This is a genomic window from Mesorhizobium sp. M8A.F.Ca.ET.057.01.1.1 (genome assembly GCF_003952565.1).
Taxonomy (GTDB): domain Bacteria; phylum Pseudomonadota; class Alphaproteobacteria; order Rhizobiales; family Rhizobiaceae; genus Mesorhizobium.
Window position 1 is genome coordinate 2,786,131 of sequence record NZ_CP034454.1, and the last position, 17,857, is coordinate 2,803,987.

Sequence of the window (17,857 nt, forward strand, 5' to 3'; positions counted from 1 at the left end):
GCGGTGGCCACGCGGCCATCTGTTGAAATGAATAGGTCCGCGCCTATCTGCTTGTGATGATCCCAGGCTGCCCTTGCGGTTGACTTGGCCAAGACCTTCCGATTTACACCGAACCAGCAAAATTCCCGACAGCGCGGACCGTTTTCCCATGCTTGAAAAGACCTACGACGCCAAGACCGTCGAGCCGAAGATCGCCAAGGTGTGGGAGGAAGCCGACGCGTTTCGCGCCGGGGCCGGAGCGGAAGAGGGGGCCGAGGCCTTCACCATCGTCATTCCGCCGCCCAACGTCACCGGGTCGCTGCATATGGGCCATGCGCTCAACAACACGCTGCAGGACATTCTGGTTCGTTTCGAGCGCATGCGTGGCAAGAACGTCCTGTGGCAGCCCGGCATGGACCATGCCGGCATCGCCACGCAGATGGTGGTCGAGCGGCGGCTGATGGAAAAGCAGATCCATCGCCGCGATCTGACGCGCGAAGAATTCATCGAGAAAGTGTGGGAATGGAAGGCCGAATCGGGTGGGTTGATCTTCAACCAGCTGAAACGTCTAGGCGCCTCCGCCGACTGGTCACGCGAGCGTTTCACCATGGACGAGGGCCTTTCCAAGGCCGTGCTCGAAGTGTTCGTCAGCCTCTACAAGGAAGGGCTGATCTACAAGGACAAGCGCCTTGTGAACTGGGATCCGAAACTGTTGACCGCGATCTCCGACCTCGAGGTCGAGCAGCAGGAGGTCAACGGCAATCTCTGGCATTTCCGCTATCCGATCGAAGGCGCGACCTTCGATCCGGAAAACCCGAAGACCTTCATCGTCGTGGCGACGACGCGCCCCGAGACGATGCTGGGCGATACGGCGGTCGCCGTGCACCCCGACGACGAGCGGTTCCGGCAACTGGTTGGCAAGAACGTCGTCCTGCCGATCGTCGGCCGCAAGATACCTGTGGTGGCGGACGAATATTCCGATCCTGAAAAGGGGTCGGGCGCGGTCAAGATCACGCCGGCGCATGACTTCAACGACTTCGAGGTCGGCAAACGCCACCAATTGCCGGCAATCAACATCCTGACCGTCGAAGCGGCCATCAAGTTGAAGGACAACGAGGACTTCCTGGCGGGCCTCGAGGTGACGCCGGAGCGGCAAGCTGTCTGGGACGAGCTCGACGGTCTCGACCGTTTCGTCGCCCGCAAAAAGATCGTCGAACTGATGGAGGCCGGCGGCTTCCTCGACAAGGTCGAGCCGCACCGCCACGCCGTGCCACATGGCGACCGTGGCGGTGTGCCGATCGAGCCGTACCTGACCGAGCAGTGGTACGCCAACGCGGCGGAACTGGCCAAGCCGGCGATCGCCTCGGTGCGCGAGGGGCGCACCAATTTCGTGCCCAAGAACTGGGAGAAGACCTATTTCGACTGGATGGAGAACATCCAGCCCTGGTGCATTTCGCGCCAGCTGTGGTGGGGGCATCAGATCCCCGCCTGGTACGGACCGGATGGGCGCGTCTTCGTCGAGAAGTCCGAGGAAGAGGCGCTGGGCGCGGCGATCGAATATTATCTGGCGCTTGAAGGCCCCTGGAAGGCCTGGGTCGAGGACAAGCTCGAAAACTTCAAGCCGGGCGAGATCCTGACCCGCGACGAGGACGTGCTCGACACCTGGTTCTCGTCGGCGCTGTGGCCCTTCTCGACGCTGGGCTGGCCGGATGAAACCCCGGAGTTGAAGACCTATTACCAGACCGACGTGCTGGTGACCGGCTTCGACATCATCTTCTTCTGGGTCGCCCGCATGATGATGATGGGCCTGCACTTCATGGACGAGGAGCCGTTCCACACCGTCTATGTGCATGCGCTCGTCCGCGACAAGAACGGCGCCAAGATGTCGAAGTCGAAGGGCAACGTCATCGACCCGCTCGATCTGATCGACGAATATGGCGCCGACGCGTTGCGCTTCACCCTGACGGTGATGGCGGCGCAGGGACGTGACGTGAAGCTCGACCCGGCGCGCATCGCCGGCTATCGTAATTTCGGCACCAAGCTGTGGAACGCGACGCGCTTTGCCGAGATGAACGAAGTCGCGCGCAATGACGATTTCTGGCTGAACGACGCCAAGCTGGCGGTCAACCGCTGGATCCTGACCGAGCTGACACGCGCCACGCGCGAGATCACCGACGGCCTCACCTTGTACCGCTTCAACGAGGCGGCGGGAGTCGCCTACCGCTTCGTCTGGAACCTGTTCTGCGACTGGTACCTGGAGCTGCTGAAACCGGTGTTCATGGGCGCGGACGAGGCGGCCAAGGCCGAAAGCCGCGCCTGCGTCGCCTTCGTGCTCGACGAGATCTACAAGCTCCTGCATCCGATGATGCCGTTCATGACCGAAGAGCTGTGGGCGCAGACGGCGGGCGAGGGCAAGGAGCGCGAGTCGCTTCTGTGCCATGCCGCATGGCCGTCGCCGGATTTCGAGGATGCTGAAGCGGCCGCCGACATCAACTGGCTGGTCGATCTGGTCTCCGGCATCCGCTCGGTGCGCTCGGAGGTGAACGTGCCACCGGCGGCAATAGCCCCGCTCGTGGTGGTCGGCGCCAACGACGTGACGCGCGAACGGCTGGTTCGCGAGGACTCAGCTATCAAGCGGCTGGCGCGTGTCGGTGACATCTCGCTCGCCGATGCGGCACCCAAGGGGTCGGCACAGATCGTGCTCAACGAGGCGACGATCTGCCTGCCGCTTGGCAGCCTGATCGACCTCACCGCGGAGGCCGCGCGGCTGCAGAAGGAACTGGTCAAGGTGACCGAGGAAATCGCGCGCCTGCACAAGAAGCTGTCGAATGAGAAATTCGTTGCCAGCGCTCCGGCCGAGATCGTGGAAGGCGAACGGGAAAAGCTGGCCGAATATCGCGCCGCGCAGGACAAGCTTTCGGTAGCGCTGACCAGGGTTCGTGACGCCGGCTGAAGGGGCAGATTCGCCCATGACGCCGGCGCGAATTTCCATGCGTCATCTGCCTCAAAAATGGGCATTCCGTTGCGTAAATGTTGACGTAAACGGAAACTTTTAGCCCATTGTTGCCATAATGTAACAATTGAGGCCGGGTCCCCTCAAAATTGGCCGTTTTAGAGCTTTTTGGGGCCATTTTCTGCATTTTTTCGGCGTTTTGGATGTGGCCAGGGCCGTTTTGGGCCTCGTGACGTTCCTTTGCATTTTGTCGAAAAAGCGTTTGGCGAACATGTACATGTACGCCCCCGGAATTCGTTGTTGCGCCGTTAACCTGAATTGGTTCTAGCTTGACGCACTAGATATTCGGGGAGGACATCCATGAACAATTTGCGTCTGAAAGCACTGCTGGGGGCAGGGTGCTTTTCGTTGGTCTTGATGGCCTCGGCGCACGCTGGGGGCTTCTCGCGCGGCACGGCCGATACCGACATTCTCTTTGAGGACGGCAACTTCAACATGCGCACGAGCGTGACCTATGTCGCGCCCACCAGGAAGTATTCGAAAAACCTGCTCAATCCGAGCTTGGTTGGTGAGAATTATGCAGACGCTTACGCTGTCCCTTCGGCCGCTGTGAAGTTCAGGCTGTCGGACAGCCTATCTTGCGCAGGTACCTACACGGAATCTTATGGTGGTGGAGCGACATGGTCCTCGCCCAGTGGAACCCTTGCGAAGCTCAAGGAGAATTTCACAATCTATGAAGGCGCTGTCACCTGCGGCGTCAAATTTGATTTGAGCAAGGGTCGCTTTTGGGTACTCGGCGGCGTCTACCATGAGGATGTCGACTACAACCTCCTCGCGGTCGCTGGATTGCTTAATGTCAACCTGAAGGACAGCAATGTCGGGTGGCGTGCGGGCGTTGCCTATGAGATTCCGGAGATCGCATTGCGCGCTCAGTTGATGTACCGCTCCGGTGTATCGATCGACGCGTCCGGTTCGGCGGATGCCAGGCCTCCGTTGACTCCCATATCGTTGACCCGACCTGCGAGCGGGGACACCGAATTCCCTCAGTCGCTGGAGTTCAAGGCTCAAACCGGTGTAGCGCCGGGTTGGCTTGTTTACGGCAGTGTCAAGTGGACCGATTGGTCGGTCACCAAGCAGTTGAACCTCCATGTGCCGTCCTTGGGAATAGAGAATGGCAACGACTATTTTTGGCGCGATGGCTGGACCGTCACTGGTGGCGTTGGCCATAAGTTCAACGATCAGTTCTCCGGAACTCTCTTTGCGTCCTATGATCGTGGCGTGAGCACGGGTTGGGATCTGACGGGGGATACCTATACCGTGGGTACCGGGGTCGCGATGAAGGACAAGCTGGGCGGTGAACTTCGACTGGGCGTCGCCGCAGTCTATTTGGCCTCGGTGTCGGAGACCCAGTATGCGCCTTCTTTCCTCAATCGTACTGTCCAGGGCGATTGGGGCTATGCGCTGTCGGGCGGCTACAGCATCAAGTGGTAGATACGAAGAATATCGACGAAAAAGGCCGGGCAGTGCCCGGTCTTTTTGTTTGGCCGGTTCTTTGCTGCGTTCCGCAAAAGTCGGGATCTGTTTTGGCGTCCGCTGGTTCATATTAGCTTGGACGCGAATATTGTCGTTGACGTAAACGGAAGTTTTTGCCGCGATGTTGCCATAATGTAACGTTGGGCGAAATGTGCCCCAGAATGCCATTTTTCTGCGGGTATTGGTTGGTTTTCCTGCGTTTTTTCAGGAACGATGCTCTCAAATCAGCAATTTGCGCGGATCATGCCGCTCGGTGCATGACCGGGAAGCGCATCCGGGAAATATGTACATGTACGCCTCTTGAAATCGTTGTTGCGTCTCCCAGGCAAATTGGTTCTTGCTTGGGTGGTGTTCGAATTCGGGGAGGGGACTCATGGACAAGCTGAAGGCACTGCTGGGGGCGGGGTGCTTTTCACTGGCTCTGATCGGCACGGCGATGAATGCGGCGCATGCCGGCGGCATCGAGCGTGGTGGTTATGACATCGACCTTTTGTTTGATCCTGCCCCGTTCACTGCGAACGCCGATGCGACCTATGTGTCACCGCAACGCAAAGTGAAGAACGCGGTGGATACGTCCGGAAACCCCGCCCCGCTGAGCGGCAATAGCTCGGCGCGCAACACTGACGATTATTGGGTGCCTTACTTTGGCGTCAAGGCGTCGCTCGGTCATGGCGTGGACTGCTTGTTGGATTACTCCCAGCCTTGGGGGGCGCGTTCGAGCCCGGGCATCTGGAACGGCGCATATTCCAACATCGAAACCAATATCAAGAGCAACAATTACGCCGGTACCTGCTCCTACAAGATGGAGGTCGGCAAGGGTCAACTTCGCTTCATCGGCGGCGCTTTTTATCAAGAAGTCTACGGCTACAAGACGAGCTATATCGGCGGCGTTCCAGACCTTTCAGGCGTCTTCCCCGTTCCTGCCAATTTCGTCGGTCGTATCGATCTGAAGGGCGACGGCTGGGGCTGGCGGGCTGGTATCGCTTACGAAATTCCCGACATCGCCTTGCGCGCCAGTCTCGTCTACAATTCACAAGTCAAGCTCGATAATATTTCGGGCACGCTCGATACGACATCCCTGGCTCCGATTGCGGGTCTGCTGCCTCCCGGCTCTTCCGCGCTGACCGATATTTACGGGACGGCGAAGATGCCGGATTCCGTGGAATTGAAGCTTCAATCCGGCATCGCCCCAGGTTGGCTTGCTTTCGGTTCGATCAAGTGGGTCAATTGGAGCGTGCTGCAAAGTATTCCGATTTGCTCGGAGGCCAGCAAGGGTCTCGCTCCCTGTACGTCGATTTCCCCTAGTCCCGTCAGGTTAACCTCGCTCGACCTGATGTATCGCGATGGCTGGACGGTCACCGGCGGCATTGGCCATCAGTTCAACGAACATTGGAGTGGTGCCGCACAAATCTCCTGGGATCGTGGCACGTCGCACGGATATGGCGACCAGACCGATACATGGACATTGGGCGGGGGCGTCGCCTATACGCCGCGGCCCAACATCGAACTCCGCCTGGCGGGCGCAATCGGGGTGCTGACCAGCGGCCATTCTGGAGTGGTGGTTGATGCTAATGGCTATCCAGCCGGGACCGACGTCAGCTACGACTTCGGCAACGACCTGGTGACGGCGATTTCTGGCGGTCTCAAGATCAAGTTCTAAGATTATGAAAATGTTTCGAAAAAGGCCGGGCATCGCCCGGCCTTTTTCGTTGGTGTGGAGATTTCGGGCGTTCGATACCCAAGCTACGTTGCATATAAGCAGCACCTCGGCCGCATTGTACAAATGTGACGTTTTGGCAACACTTTCTGAACAACCCCTGCGCTAAAGGTCAGGCCGAGGAAATTGCCCATTTCCCGCCATAAACCCGGCGCACCTCGAACTCGTCTCGGGACGCGCGCTAAAAGGCTCGGCGATGAGGCAGGCCGCACCGCCCGCGGCAAGGAAGAGAATGGACGCCAAGGTCATTTCAAAGGCTAAGCTCCCTAGCCGCCATGTGACTGTCGGTCCGGCGCGTGCGCCGCACCGGTCCTATCTCTACGCCATGGGCCTGTCGGCGGCCGAAATCGCGCAGCCGCTGGTCGGCGTCGCGTCCTGCTGGAACGAGGCAGCACCCTGCAACATCTCGCTGATGCGCCAGGCTCAGGTGGTCAAGAAGGGCGTAGCAGCCGCCAACGGCACGCCGCGCGAATTCTGCACCATCACCGTCACCGACGGCATCGCCATGGGCCACCAGGGCATGAAGTCGTCGCTGGTGTCGCGCGAAGTCATCGCCGATTCAGTCGAACTCACCATGCGCGGCCATTGCTACGATGCGCTGGTCGGCCTGGCCGGCTGCGACAAGTCGCTGCCAGGCATGATGATGGCCATGGTGCGTCTCAATGTGCCGTCGATCTTCATTTATGGCGGCTCGATCCTGCCCGGCAGCTATCGCGGCCGTCAGATCACCGTGCAGGATGTGTTCGAGGCGGTCGGCCAGCACTCGGTCGGCACGATCGATGATGGCGAGCTGCTTGAAATCGAGCAGGCCGCCTGTCCCTCGGCCGGTTCCTGCGGCGCCCAGTTCACCGCCAACACCATGGCCACCGTCGCCGAGGCAATCGGTCTTGCGCTGCCCTATTCCTGCGGCGCACCGGCGCCCTACGAAATGCGCGACCGCTTCAATTTCGCCTCGGGCGAAAAGGTCATGGAGCTGATCGCGAAAACATTCGCCCACGCGACATCGTCACGCTGAAGGCACTGGAAAACGCGGCGACCGTGGTTTCGGCCACCGGCGGCTCGACCAATGCCGCGCTGCACCTGCCGGCGATCGCGCATGAGGCCGGGATCAAGTTCGACCTCTTCGACGTAGCGAAAATCTTCGAGAAGACGCCTTACATCGCCGATCTCAAGCCGGGCGGCAAATATGTCGCCAAGGACATGTTCGAGGCCGGCGGCATTCCGCTGCTGATGAAGACGCTGCTCGACCACGGCTATCTGCATGGCGATTGCCTGACGGTCACTGGCCGTACTTTGGCCGAAAATATGGAGCACGTTGCCTGGAATGAACACCAGGATGTGGTCCGCCCGGCCAACAGACCAATTACCCAAACCGGCGGTGTCGTGGGCTTGAAGGGAAACCTTGCCCCTGAAGGCGCGATCGTGAAGGTCGCGGGCATGGCGGAGTTGAAATTCTCCGGCCCGGCACGCTGTTTCGATTCGGAAGAGCAATGTTTTGAGGCGGTGACGAACCGCGCCTACCGGGAAGGCGAGGTTCTGGTCATCCGCTATGAAGGACCGCGCGGCGGTCCTGGCATGCGCGAGATGCTGTCGACGACGGCGGCACTCTACGGCCAGGGCATCGGCGGCAAGGTGGCGCTGATTACCGACGGCCGTTTCTCGGGGGCGACGCGCGGCTTCTGCATCGGCCATGTCGGCCCGGAGGCAGCGGTTGGTGGCCCGATCGGCCTCGTCAGGGATGGCGACGTGATCTCGATCGACGCGGTGAACGGAACGATCGACGTAGCGCTGTCCGACAGCGAGTTGGCCGCACGAGCGAAGACATGGAAGGCGCGCACGACCGACTATCAGTCGGGCGCGATATGGAAATACGCACAGACGGTAGGGTCCGCCAGGGATGGCGCAGTCACCCATCCGGGCGGTGCGAAAGAAACACACTGCTATGCGGATATCTGAGTTGTTGAAGTCAACACCAGAGTTGTTGAGGTCATCTGTCCTTCCGGCACTGGTCGCGGTTGCGATCGTTGGCGCCGTGAGCCAGGCCATGGCCTTCGACGACAAGGTGTTCGACGACAAGACCGGCGTGAAGCCGCAGTCGAGCCCCTGGGCAGTGTTCCAGTTCGGGTTCTCTGCCTACAAGAGCGGCCACAAGGAGCAGGCCGCCGAGGCCTACAAATATGCCGCCGAGAACGGCCAGATCGGCGCCACCTGGAAGCTTGCCCGCATGTATGCCGAGGGCGACGGCGTGGCCCGCGACGATTATGAGGCGTTCAAGTTCTTCTCGGAGATCGTCGACCAGGACGTCGAGCCCGGTTCTCCGGAAGAAAGCTATGTCTCCGACGCGCTGGTGGCGCTCGGCGACTATCTGCGCACGGGCATTCCCGGCAGCCCGGTCACCGAGAACGAGGTGGCGGCGCAGGAATATTACATGCGCGCCGCCGCAAACTACCGCAATCCGAACGCTCAGTTCGAGATGGGCCAGATGTTCCTGAAGGGCGAGGGCGGCGTGAAGGCCAGCGTCAAACAGGCCGGGCGCTGGTTCCAGCTCGCCGCCGAGAAGGGCCATGCCGGTGCGCAAGCGACGCTTGGCCACCTGTTGTTCCAGAGCGGCAAGATCGTGCGCGGTCTGGCGATGATGACCGCGGCCCTCGAGCGTGCGTCGCCGACCGATCAGCCCTGGATCCGCGGCATGCAGGAAGAGGCGTTCGCCGCAGCCGGCGAAGCCGACCGCCGCACCGCGATCTCGCTGGCGGACGACATCCTGACCAAGGGCAGCAACGCCGATCAGTAGGCTCTTTCCCCGTCACTATACGGCGAGCTGAGGAGCGATCCGTCTAGCGGACGAAAAGCCTTTCCGGGCGAAGAACGTCGGCAGGGCAATGACTGACAACGCCGGCGGCCTATCGAGGCTCGTCTCGGTCCGAGGACGAGGCAATCCAGAAGAAATTAGTTTTCGGTCGGCTCCGTCGGGACCATGCTTGGTGCGGGTGTCGAGATCGGCGTGACGTGCAGGTGCGGCGCCATCGTGTTTGCCGGGCAGCTATCGCCAACCTTGGTCCAGGATGTGTTGTTGAGCACCATGTCGCAGCGAGCCAAATGACTCTGGTCGGCAACCGTCAGGCAGGCGACCTGGCCGACCGGATAGGATTTTCCATTGGCGAGACATTCCGGGGCGGCGAAGGCCGGCACGATCGCGGTCGTGGCGAATGCCAAGCCGATCGGATAAAGAGCAAATCGAATGGTCATGGGAACCCCGGCCACCATGATGATTTCCCATCATGCGCCTGATTGTGGCGACACGAGGTCCGGACAATTCGGCGGCAGAAGGGTCTGCGTCAGGCCGGCTGCAGCGCGAGGTCGATCGCCACCGGGACGTGATCGGACGGTTTTTCCCAGGCGCGCACATGCTTTTCGATCGACGCCGATGAGAACCGGTTCGCGGCTTCAGGCGACAGCAGCAGATGGTCGATACGGATGCCGTTGTTCTTCTGCCAGGCGCCGGCCTGATAGTCCCAGAAGGTGTAGGTGTCCGGTGCATCGGTGACCGCTCGCACCGCTTCGGTGAAACCGAGGTTGAGCAGCCGGCGGAAGGCCTGCCTTGTCTGTGGCTGGAACAGCGCGTCGCCCAGCCAGTTCTCCGGAAACCGCGCGTCGGTCGGCTCGGGAATGACGTTGTAGTCGCCGGCCAGCACCAATGCCTCTTCCAGCCGCAGGCGCTCCTGCGCCCAGCGCTCCAGCCGCGCCATCCAGGAGAGCTTATAGGGAAACTTCTTCTCGTCATCGATCGGGTTGCCGTTCGGGAGATAGAGCGAGGCGACGCGAAGCGCGCCCTTGTCGGTCGAGAACACGCCTTCGATGAAACGTGCCTGTTCGTCGGCATCGTCACCCGGCAGGCCTCTGGTGACTTCATCGAAGCGCAGCTTCGACAGCAGTGCGACACCGTTGAAGCCCTTCTGGCCGTGGGTTTCGACATTGTAGCCAAGCGCCTCGATCTCGGCGCGCGGGAACTGCTCGTCGACCGTCTTGATCTCCTGCAGGCAGACGATATCGGGCGCGCTCTCGGTCAGCCAATGGGTGAGGTTGCCGATGCGGGCGCGCACGCCGTTGATGTTCCAGGTGACGATTTTCATGAGGGTCTCATTGTTCCTGCGGCGGAAGGCGTTCGACTAAACCGATCGTATTGCCTGCCGGGTCCTTTATAAAGGCCATCCATTCGCTTTCCCCCGCCGGACCGAACTGCCCTTCGGTGTCGCGATGGACCAGCGCCGGCGGTGCGGTGAAGGGGATGCCGGCTGCCTTTGCCGCGGCGTGGAAGGCTTCGAGGCCTGATATGTCGAGATAGATGGTGCCGGCCGGGATGCCGTCGGTGAACAACAGCTTGACATCGCCGGCCATGATGAAGGCGATGCCGGGCGGATCGAAGCGCGCATGCACCCTCATGCCGAGGACATCGCGCCAAAATGCCAATGTCGCGTCGAGGTCGCGACCGGCGGAGAGCCCAACCTGACGAACCGCGCCGGTTGCGGGCATCTCGGTCCTAGATGGAGAAGCTGGTGCCGCAGCCGCAGGAGGCGACCGCATTCGGATTGCGGATCTGGAATGACTGGCCCATCAAATCGTCGACGAAGTCGATCACCGAGCCACCCATATAGACTAGCGACAGGTCGTCGATCAGCACGGTGGCGCCGTCCTTCTCGATGGCCACGTCGTCGTCATTGCGCGCATCAACCAGATCGAACTTGTAGGAAAAGCCGGAGCAGCCGCCGCCTTCGACGGAAACGCGCAGCGCTGTCTTGCCGGCCTCGCCAGAGACAATTTTGGCGATCCGCTTGGCGGCGGCCTCGGTCATCTCGACTTTCATGGCGGTCTTGGCATCCGCGCCCATAGGCGTCACCTTGCTTTCGGTTTCACATGATAGGTATGAAGCGCGACGGGGCAAGTCAACTGCGGCGGCATCAGCCATGACAAATGAGCTTGGCGACATCGGATTCGGCTTTCGGCCGCGCGCGGCCTATGCCACGGATCCGGCGCGCTCGCGCGGCCGGCTGTTCGACGAGGTGGAAAGTCCGACCCGCACGCCGTTCCAGCGCGACCGTGATCGGATCATCCATTCAACGGCGTTTCGGCGGCTGAAGCACAAGACGCAGGTCTTCATCGCCCATGAAGGCGACCACTACCGCACCCGGCTGACCCATTCGATCGAAGTGGCGCAGATCGCGCGTGCGCTGGCGCGGGCGCTGCGCGGCGACGAGGATCTCGCCGAAGCGGTGGCGCTGGTGCATGATTTCGGCCACACGCCTTTTGGCCACACAGGCGAGGACGCGCTGAACGAGAAGATGGCGGCGTGGGGCGGCTTCGACCACAACGCACAATCGCTGCGCATCGTAACGAGGCTGGAGGCGCGCTACGCCGAGTTCGACGGGCTCAATCTGAGTTGGGAGACTCTGGAAGGCCTGGTCAAGCACAATGGTCCGCTCACCGACGGCAGCGGCAAGGGCCTGAAAGGGCCGGTCCCGCAGGCGATCCGCGACTACTCGCAATTGCAGGATCTCGAACTCGACCGGTTCGCCGGCATCGAAGCGCAGTGCGCGGCTATTGCCGATGATATCGCCTACAACACGCATGATATCGACGATGGGTTGCGGTCAGGGCTGCTGACGCTGGACATGCTGAAGGCCGTTTCGCTGCCTGGAACGATCCTGAAGAGCGTACGCGAGCGCTATCCCAGGCTCGACGACGTGCGCACCGGCCACGAATTGATGCGGCGGCAGATCACTGCCATGGTCGAGGATGTGATCAAGTCAACGACCGCCAATCTGGAGCGGATCAGGCCGCTGAGCGCCGACGCGGTGAGGGCGGCGGGCGAGACGATGGTGACATTTTCGGCCGAAATGGCGGAAGCCGAGAAGGAACTGAAGGCCTTCCTCTACAAGCATCTCTACCGGCACGAGGAGGTCATGCGGGTGCGTGCGGACGCGGAGCAGATCGTGAGGGACCTGTTCGACGCCTATTTCGCCGACCCGCGCGCCATGCCGGACGGCTGGCGCGAAGGGCTGGACCGCGCCGAGGATCGCATCAAGGCACGCAGCGTCGCCGATTTCCTGGCTGGCATGACCGACACCTACGCGCTCAAGGAACACAGGCGTTTGTTTGACCGCACCCCGGATTTGAGCTAGGGCGGGCTCGATTTGCCGGCCAAAGGGCCGGATTCGTCATAAAGCCGCCAGAGCATACACCATGAACATCTTCGCCGATTTCACCGCGCGAGTCGTAAAAGCTGTCGAAGCGCTTGACCTGAAAGACAGCAATGGCGTTTCGCCTGATCTGTCGCGCATCGCCGTCGAGCCGCCGCGCGACGCCAGCCATGGCGATCTCGCGACCAATGCGGCAATGGTGCTGGCCAAGCCCACGGGCCAGAACCCGCGTGCACTGGCCGAGAAACTGGCGGAAGCGCTGCGGGCGGACAATGACGTCGCCGCTGCCGAGGTCGCCGGTCCAGGCTTCGTCAATCTGCGGCTCAAGGACGGTTTCTGGCAGGCACATCTGTCGGCGCTTCTGGGCGAGGGGCGCAACTACGGCCGCTCGACGGTCGGCGCCGGCCGCAAGACCAACGTCGAATATGTCTCGGCCAACCCGACCGGACCGATGCATGTCGGCCATTGCCGGGGTGCCGTCGTCGGTGACGCGCTCGCCAATCTGATGGCGTTCGCCGGTTACGAGGTGACCAAGGAATATGTCATCAACGACGCCGGCTCCCAGATCGACGTGCTTGGGCGTTCGGCGATGCTGCGCTACCGCGAAGCGCTTGGAGAAGATATCGGCGAGATTCCGGCAGGGCTTTATCCCGGTGACTATCTTGTCTCCGTCGGCGAGGCCCTGGTGAGGGAGTTCGGCCGTTCCTTGCTGCAGATGCCGGATGACGAGGCGCTGGCCATCGTCAAGGACCGGACCATCGATGCGATGATGGCGATGATCCGCGAGGACCTTGCGCTGCTCAACGTGCACCACGACGTGTTCTTTTCCGAACGCACGCTGCATGCCGACAATGCCAGGAAGATCCGCTCGGCGATCAACGACCTGACGCTGAAGGGCCATATCTACAAGGGCAAGCTGCCACCGCCCAAGGGCGAGAAGCCGGACGACTGGGAAGACCGCGAACAGACGCTGTTCCGCTCGACCGCCGTCGGCGACGACATGGACCGGGCGCTGGTAAAGTCCGACGGCTCGTTTACCTATTTCGCCGCCGATGTGGCGTATCTGAAGGACAAGGTCGATCGCGGCTTCGTCGACCTGATCTATGTGCTCGGTGCCGACCATGGCGGCTACGTCAAGCGCCTGGAAGCCTTGGCGCGGGCGATTGCCGGCGACGACGTCAAGCTCACCGTCCTCTTGTGCAATCTGGTCAAGCTGTTTCGCGATGGCGAGCCGGTGCGCATGTCTAAGCGGTCCGGCGATTTCGTGACGCTGCGCGAGGTGGTGGAAGAAGTCGGACGCGATCCGATCCGCTTCATGATGCTCTACCGCAAGAACGATGCGCCGCTCGATTTCGACTTCGCCAAGGTGACCGAGCAGTCGAAGGACAATCCGGTGTTCTACGTGCAGTACGCCTCGGCGCGCTGCCATTCGGTGTTCCGGCAGGCGAGCGAACAGTTGGGGGAGGCGAATTTCGATCGCAACAATCTGGCGGCCGCGGCAACGTCGCTGGCCGACGAAGGTGAAATCGGGCTGATCCGGAAGCTTGCCGAATATCCACGCCTGATCGAGTCCGCCGCTCTTGCGCTCGAGCCGCATCGGCTGGCATTTTACCTCTATGATCTGGCTTCCAGTTTCCACGGACACTGGAACCGGGGCACGGATAATCCGGACTTACGTTTTGTTAAGGTTAACGACCGACAATTGACGCATGCCAGACTAGGGCTGGTGCAGGCTGTTTCGGATGTTCTGACGTCCGGCCTGACGTTGATCGGAGCGGCTGCGCCCACCGAAATGCGTTAGGTTTGACTAAAAAACCTGTCACCTTTTGCCCACATTGCGCTGGTAAGGGCCAACCCTGCGCGACGTCCAAGGCGTCCGAATGAGTGCGAGTTCGGGAACAATAATGGCAGACAGAACCCAGCTGAGAGCAGCCGACAACAACGACATCGCCGACGATGATCCGTTCGCGGAACTGACCAGGATCATGGGATTCGACCCGCGCCAGCCGGTCAAGCCGCAGGCGCCCGTCGAGCCGAAAGCCGCCGTCACCGATCCGTCCGCGGGAGAGGGCGATTTCGACATCGACCTCGAAAAAGAGCTGATGGGCGAGTTCGACGCCGCCGACAGCGTTGCCGCTCCAGTTGTCGCGGCTCATCAGCCGGCAATCGAGCCGGTGGCCGTCGATGTTGCGGACGACGATCTCGCATTGTCGCTCGACGACGATTTCCACCTGGACATGTCGGATGCCGATGACCAGGCGGTCGCCGCCAGCCATACGACCACTGGCGCCGCGCAAGCCGTGCCGTCCGTCGAGCCTGCCTTCGACGCCGATTTCGACAATGCCGTCGCCAGTTCGCTCGAAGACATCTCGCCCTTCGACGATGATCTGCCGATGGAGGACGAGCTTGCCGCCTCCCTCGACCAGGATTTTCATATCGAGGACGAGGCTGCCGAGACCCGGTATGCCGTTGAATCGCCGGTGGCCGACATGCCGGTGGCCGTCGAGCCGACCTCCAATCATGAATTCGACGACGCGGTCGCGATCTCGCTCGAAGACGAGCTGATGCTCGACGACCATCCGGCGGATCAGCGCCAAGCGGCTGCTGTCGAATATCCAGAACCTGTACTGGCCACCGCGAATGAAACCCAGGCGATCTCCGACGAGGATTTCGTGGGCTACTTCGACGATGCCATGGCCGATGTCGATTTGGATTTTGACGTTCAGGCGGATGAGCCGGAGGCTTTTGACGAGGCGCAAGCGCACGAGTTGCTTGCCGACGCTGTCGACACGACGGACGAGATTCCAGAGGCCGTTTCGGATGACGCTTTCGACCTGAATCTGGACGAGGCGGTTGCCCAGCCTGCCGAGGAGCCCGTCGCCGAAGTCGCCGCGGCTTCCTCGCAACCGGCAGCACCCGTGGCAGCCATCGTGCCGCCGGTGCAAGCGCCCATCGCGGACGAACGAAGCCTCGAAGACGAGTTGAACGCGCTTCTTGGTGCCATGACCGCGCGCACGCTGCCGTCCGCCAAGGAGCCGGCCATGGTTCAGCCAGCCGTGACCCAGCCAGCCGCTGCGCCCGTTCAGCCGCCTCTCGCCGCGACTACAAAGATCGCGGAGGAACCCGCCGATCTTGTTGGTGATCTCGACTGGGATCTCGATGAAGCGGCATCCGAGGATGTGCATCAATCCGGCTCCGCCCAGGCCGCCGACGCCAACCTCGACGACCTGTTGCTCGATGAACTTCAGGACCAGGATTTCGGCCCGGATGCCGCTGAACAGGGCGATGTCGATCTCGACAATGATGCCTTCGACGCCGCCCTGGGCAAAAGCATCGATTCGCGTGACGAAACGGCGTCACGGCGGGATCAGGCCGATTCGCTCGATTGGCTGGCGGAACGCTCCGGAGCGTCGGAGTCGGCCCGTTCCTGGAGCCGCGTGACACCAGTTCCCCAACAGCCGGCGTTTGCCGCGCAGCCTGCCCCCTCCATGGCGGCCAGGACGGCGGCACCGGAGGTGGCCACGGTGCCGTCCTACCGTTCGGCCGAGCCCGTTGCAGCTGCTCCCTATATGGCTCCCGTATCGGCGCCGCAGGCAGGGCAGTCCTCGCGTTATGAAGAGATGCCCGATGTCGAGACGGTCGATGTGCCGGAGCGCGTCGTGGCGCTGGCTGACGATCTCGACATTCCGGAGTTGCATTTCGAGGAAGATGAGCCGGCAGCAGCCGGTTATGACGATCTCGACGCCGAATTCGCCAGCCTTCTGACTGAGATGAATTCGGTCGAGGTCGCGCCTGCTCCTGCCGGCAACGCCGCCTATGCCGACGAATCCTACAATACTGGGTTCAATACAGGATATGGCGCGGCCAATCCGGGATATGGCGCGGCCAATCCGAGACATGGCGAGGCCAATCCGGGATATGACGGGGTCAATCCGGGATATGAAGAGCCGAGGCAAGCCTATCAGCCGGAAGCGCGGACCTATGCGGCACGGCCGGCGGAAATGCCTGCCCGCGCGTCGGCCTCGGGCTATGCCGATGCTGCCGAAGGCTTCGATCTCGACAATCTGCCCGGCAGCCAGCCGGTCTCGCAGGCGGACGATTTTGCCGTCGATGAACTCGACTACGATCCCGAGCTGGACGAAGCGATGTCGGTTCCGGGCCTCGGCGAGCGGGAAGCCGCCAGGCCGTCGGGCCGACGCGGCCTGTTCATTGCCGCGATTGTCGGTGCCGTTGCGGTCGCGGGCGGCCTTGGCGCCTTCGCGCTGTCTTTGGGCGGCAAGGGCGGCAGCGAAGCTCCGGTGATCGTCAAGGCGGACAACTCGCCGATCAAGGTCAAGCCGGACAATCCGGGCGGCACCGTGGTGCCGAACCAGGACAACAAGGTCTATGATGCGGTGGTCAAGGGCGCGAAGCCCGCCGAGCCGGTCCAGCAGAAGCTTGTCACCAACACCGAGGAACCGGTGGACGTGCAGGCGAAAGACCCGGCCCGCGCCGTCGATCTTTCTCCTGACCAGAACGCCGCCGCCGGCACGGATGGGGGTGGCGAGGTTTCGACCGCTGGCGCGGCCCCGGCCGACAATGCGGCGCCCGCGCCGAAGTCGGAGGATCGCATCGCGCAGGTCCTGCAGGACGCCGACAAGGGCACCAACAACGACGTCGTTGCCGTTGCGCCGCGCAAGGTCAGGACCATGGTGGTCAAGTCCGACGGCTCACTGGTGGCGCGCGAGGATCCGGCCCCGGCGGCACCGCAGGTGGCCGCGGCGGAGCCGACCGATCCGGCGCCACAGCATGTGGCGCCTGCCGGAGCTGACCAGACTGGAGCCGACCAGACTGGCGCCAACCAGACTGGCGCCAACCAGACTGGCACCGACCAGACTGGCACCGTGGCGCCCGCCGCCGCGCAGGCCGACGATGAGCCGGCTCTGAAGCCTGCCGCCAAGCCTGCCAAGGCTGAAGCCAAGGCGCAGTCGGCCAACACGCCAGCCAAGGTTGCGATCGCGCCGCAGCGTCCGTCCGACCAGCCGGTCGACGTGGTCGGCGAGGTCAAGCCCGATCAGGTCGCTTCCATCGATCCAGCCTCGACCGCGGCCGGCAGCGGTTCGTGGTCGATACAGATCGCTTCGCAGCCGACGGTGGACAGCGCCCAGTCGACCTACCAGGATCTGCAGCGTCGCTATGGCAGCGTGCTTTCCGGCCGCACGGCCAACATCGTCAAGGCCGAGATTGCCGGCAAGGGAACGTTCTACCGTGTCCGCGTTCCGGCTCAATCGCGCAACGATGCCATCAATCTGTGCACTAGCTACAAGGCCGCGGGCGGCAACTGCTTCGTATCGCGCTAGACGTCGATCCAATCCCTCAAAGCCGGTGCGGTCCTGGGCCGTGCCGGCTTTTTGATATGGCGATATTCATATGCCTGACTTTTTCATGTGGAAGCATGTCTTGCAGCCCGCCGCCTGCGGTCAGGGATGATTCCCTTTGACC

11 protein-coding genes and 1 pseudogene are annotated in these 17,857 nt (G+C 62.0%); 8 read left to right on the forward strand and 4 right to left on the reverse strand.

Annotated features, from left to right (window positions below; all coding sequences use genetic code 11):
* Nucleotides 1-148 precede the first annotated feature (148 nt).
* The 5 genes and pseudogenes from EJ077_RS12955 to EJ077_RS12975 all read left to right on the forward strand — a co-directional run bounded on the left by EJ077_RS12955 (nucleotide 149) and on the right by EJ077_RS12975 (nucleotide 8,973).
* Nucleotides 149-2,932: a valine--tRNA ligase gene (locus EJ077_RS12955; RefSeq protein WP_208702496.1), complete on the forward strand. Its 2,784-nt coding sequence runs from the start codon at nucleotides 149-151 to the stop codon at nucleotides 2,930-2,932.
* A 360-nt stretch (nucleotides 2,933-3,292) separates the two neighbouring features.
* On the forward strand, nucleotides 3,293-4,423 hold the full coding sequence (locus tag EJ077_RS12960) for an OmpP1/FadL family transporter (protein ID WP_208702498.1): 1,131 nt from the start codon (nucleotides 3,293-3,295) through the stop codon (nucleotides 4,421-4,423).
* 415 nt (nucleotides 4,424-4,838) lie between these two features.
* Complete coding sequence (locus EJ077_RS12965; protein WP_208702500.1) at nucleotides 4,839-6,125, forward strand: OmpP1/FadL family transporter; 1,287 nt, start codon at nucleotides 4,839-4,841, stop codon at nucleotides 6,123-6,125.
* Between the two features lie 289 nt (nucleotides 6,126-6,414).
* Nucleotides 6,415-8,138: pseudogene (ilvD, locus tag EJ077_RS12970) on the forward strand (dihydroxy-acid dehydratase).
* Nucleotides 8,125-8,973, forward strand: coding sequence for a tetratricopeptide repeat protein (locus EJ077_RS12975; RefSeq protein ID WP_208702502.1), 849 nt, complete (start codon nucleotides 8,125-8,127; stop codon nucleotides 8,971-8,973). Before ilvD ends, EJ077_RS12975 begins: the two are co-directional and overlap by 14 nt.
* A 155-nt stretch (nucleotides 8,974-9,128) precedes the next feature.
* Here EJ077_RS12975 and EJ077_RS12980 read toward each other — a convergent pair whose 3' ends face one another.
* From EJ077_RS12980 to erpA, 4 genes are all read right to left on the reverse strand, one after another.
* Nucleotides 9,129-9,446 carry a hypothetical protein gene (locus EJ077_RS12980; RefSeq protein ID WP_189524089.1) on the reverse strand — a complete coding sequence of 106 codons (318 nt, stop codon included), beginning with the start codon at nucleotides 9,444-9,446 and terminating at the stop codon, nucleotides 9,129-9,131.
* Between the two features lie 71 nt (nucleotides 9,447-9,517).
* Nucleotides 9,518-10,312, reverse strand: coding sequence for an exodeoxyribonuclease III (gene xth / locus EJ077_RS12985; protein ID WP_208702504.1), 795 nt, complete (start codon nucleotides 10,310-10,312; stop codon nucleotides 9,518-9,520).
* Between the two features lie 7 nt (nucleotides 10,313-10,319).
* A complete protein-coding gene (locus EJ077_RS12990) occupies nucleotides 10,320-10,712 on the reverse strand; it encodes a VOC family protein (RefSeq protein ID WP_208702506.1) in 393 nt (130 codons plus the stop codon).
* A 7-nt stretch (nucleotides 10,713-10,719) separates the two neighbouring features.
* A complete protein-coding gene (erpA, locus tag EJ077_RS12995) occupies nucleotides 10,720-11,067 on the reverse strand; it encodes an iron-sulfur cluster insertion protein ErpA (RefSeq protein WP_127872663.1) in 348 nt (115 codons plus the stop codon).
* 76 nt (nucleotides 11,068-11,143) lie between these two features.
* Here erpA and EJ077_RS13000 point away from each other — a divergent pair, with 76 nt between their 5' ends.
* The 3 genes from EJ077_RS13000 (at nucleotide 11,144) to EJ077_RS13010 (ending at nucleotide 17,715) form a co-directional block, all read left to right on the forward strand.
* A complete protein-coding gene (locus EJ077_RS13000; protein ID WP_208702508.1) occupies nucleotides 11,144-12,358 on the forward strand; it encodes a deoxyguanosinetriphosphate triphosphohydrolase in 1,215 nt (404 codons plus the stop codon).
* Nucleotides 12,359-12,419: 61 nt separating this feature from the next.
* Nucleotides 12,420-14,177, forward strand: coding sequence for an arginine--tRNA ligase (gene argS / locus EJ077_RS13005; protein ID WP_208702510.1), 1,758 nt, complete (start codon nucleotides 12,420-12,422; stop codon nucleotides 14,175-14,177).
* 103 nt (nucleotides 14,178-14,280) lie between these two features.
* On the forward strand, nucleotides 14,281-17,715 hold the full coding sequence (locus EJ077_RS13010; RefSeq protein ID WP_208702512.1) for an SPOR domain-containing protein: 3,435 nt from the start codon (nucleotides 14,281-14,283) through the stop codon (nucleotides 17,713-17,715).
* Nucleotides 17,716-17,857 lie beyond the last annotated feature (142 nt).

What these genes read in the sequence shown, in the direction of transcription:
- EJ077_RS12955 (WP_208702496.1), top strand. Translation starts at nt 149, where the DNA reads ATGCTTGAAAAGACCTACGACGCCAAGACCGTCGAGCCGAAGATCGCC.
- EJ077_RS12960 (WP_208702498.1), top strand. Translation starts at nt 3,293, where the DNA reads ATGAACAATTTGCGTCTGAAAGCACTGCTGGGGGCAGGGTGCTTTTCG.
- EJ077_RS12965 (WP_208702500.1), top strand. Translation starts at nt 4,839, where the DNA reads ATGGACAAGCTGAAGGCACTGCTGGGGGCGGGGTGCTTTTCACTGGCT.
- EJ077_RS12975 (WP_208702502.1), top strand. Translation starts at nt 8,125, where the DNA reads ATGCGGATATCTGAGTTGTTGAAGTCAACACCAGAGTTGTTGAGGTCA.
- EJ077_RS12980 (WP_189524089.1), bottom strand. Translation starts at nt 9,446, where the DNA reads ATGGTGGCCGGGGTTCCCATGACCATTCGATTTGCTCTTTATCCGATC.
- xth (WP_208702504.1), bottom strand. Translation starts at nt 10,312, where the DNA reads ATGAAAATCGTCACCTGGAACATCAACGGCGTGCGCGCCCGCATCGGC.
- EJ077_RS12990 (WP_208702506.1), bottom strand. Translation starts at nt 10,712, where the DNA reads ATGCCCGCAACCGGCGCGGTTCGTCAGGTTGGGCTCTCCGCCGGTCGC.
- erpA (WP_127872663.1), bottom strand. Translation starts at nt 11,067, where the DNA reads ATGGGCGCGGATGCCAAGACCGCCATGAAAGTCGAGATGACCGAGGCC.
- EJ077_RS13000 (WP_208702508.1), top strand. Translation starts at nt 11,144, where the DNA reads ATGACAAATGAGCTTGGCGACATCGGATTCGGCTTTCGGCCGCGCGCG.
- argS (WP_208702510.1), top strand. Translation starts at nt 12,420, where the DNA reads ATGAACATCTTCGCCGATTTCACCGCGCGAGTCGTAAAAGCTGTCGAA.
- EJ077_RS13010 (WP_208702512.1), top strand. Translation starts at nt 14,281, where the DNA reads ATGGCAGACAGAACCCAGCTGAGAGCAGCCGACAACAACGACATCGCC.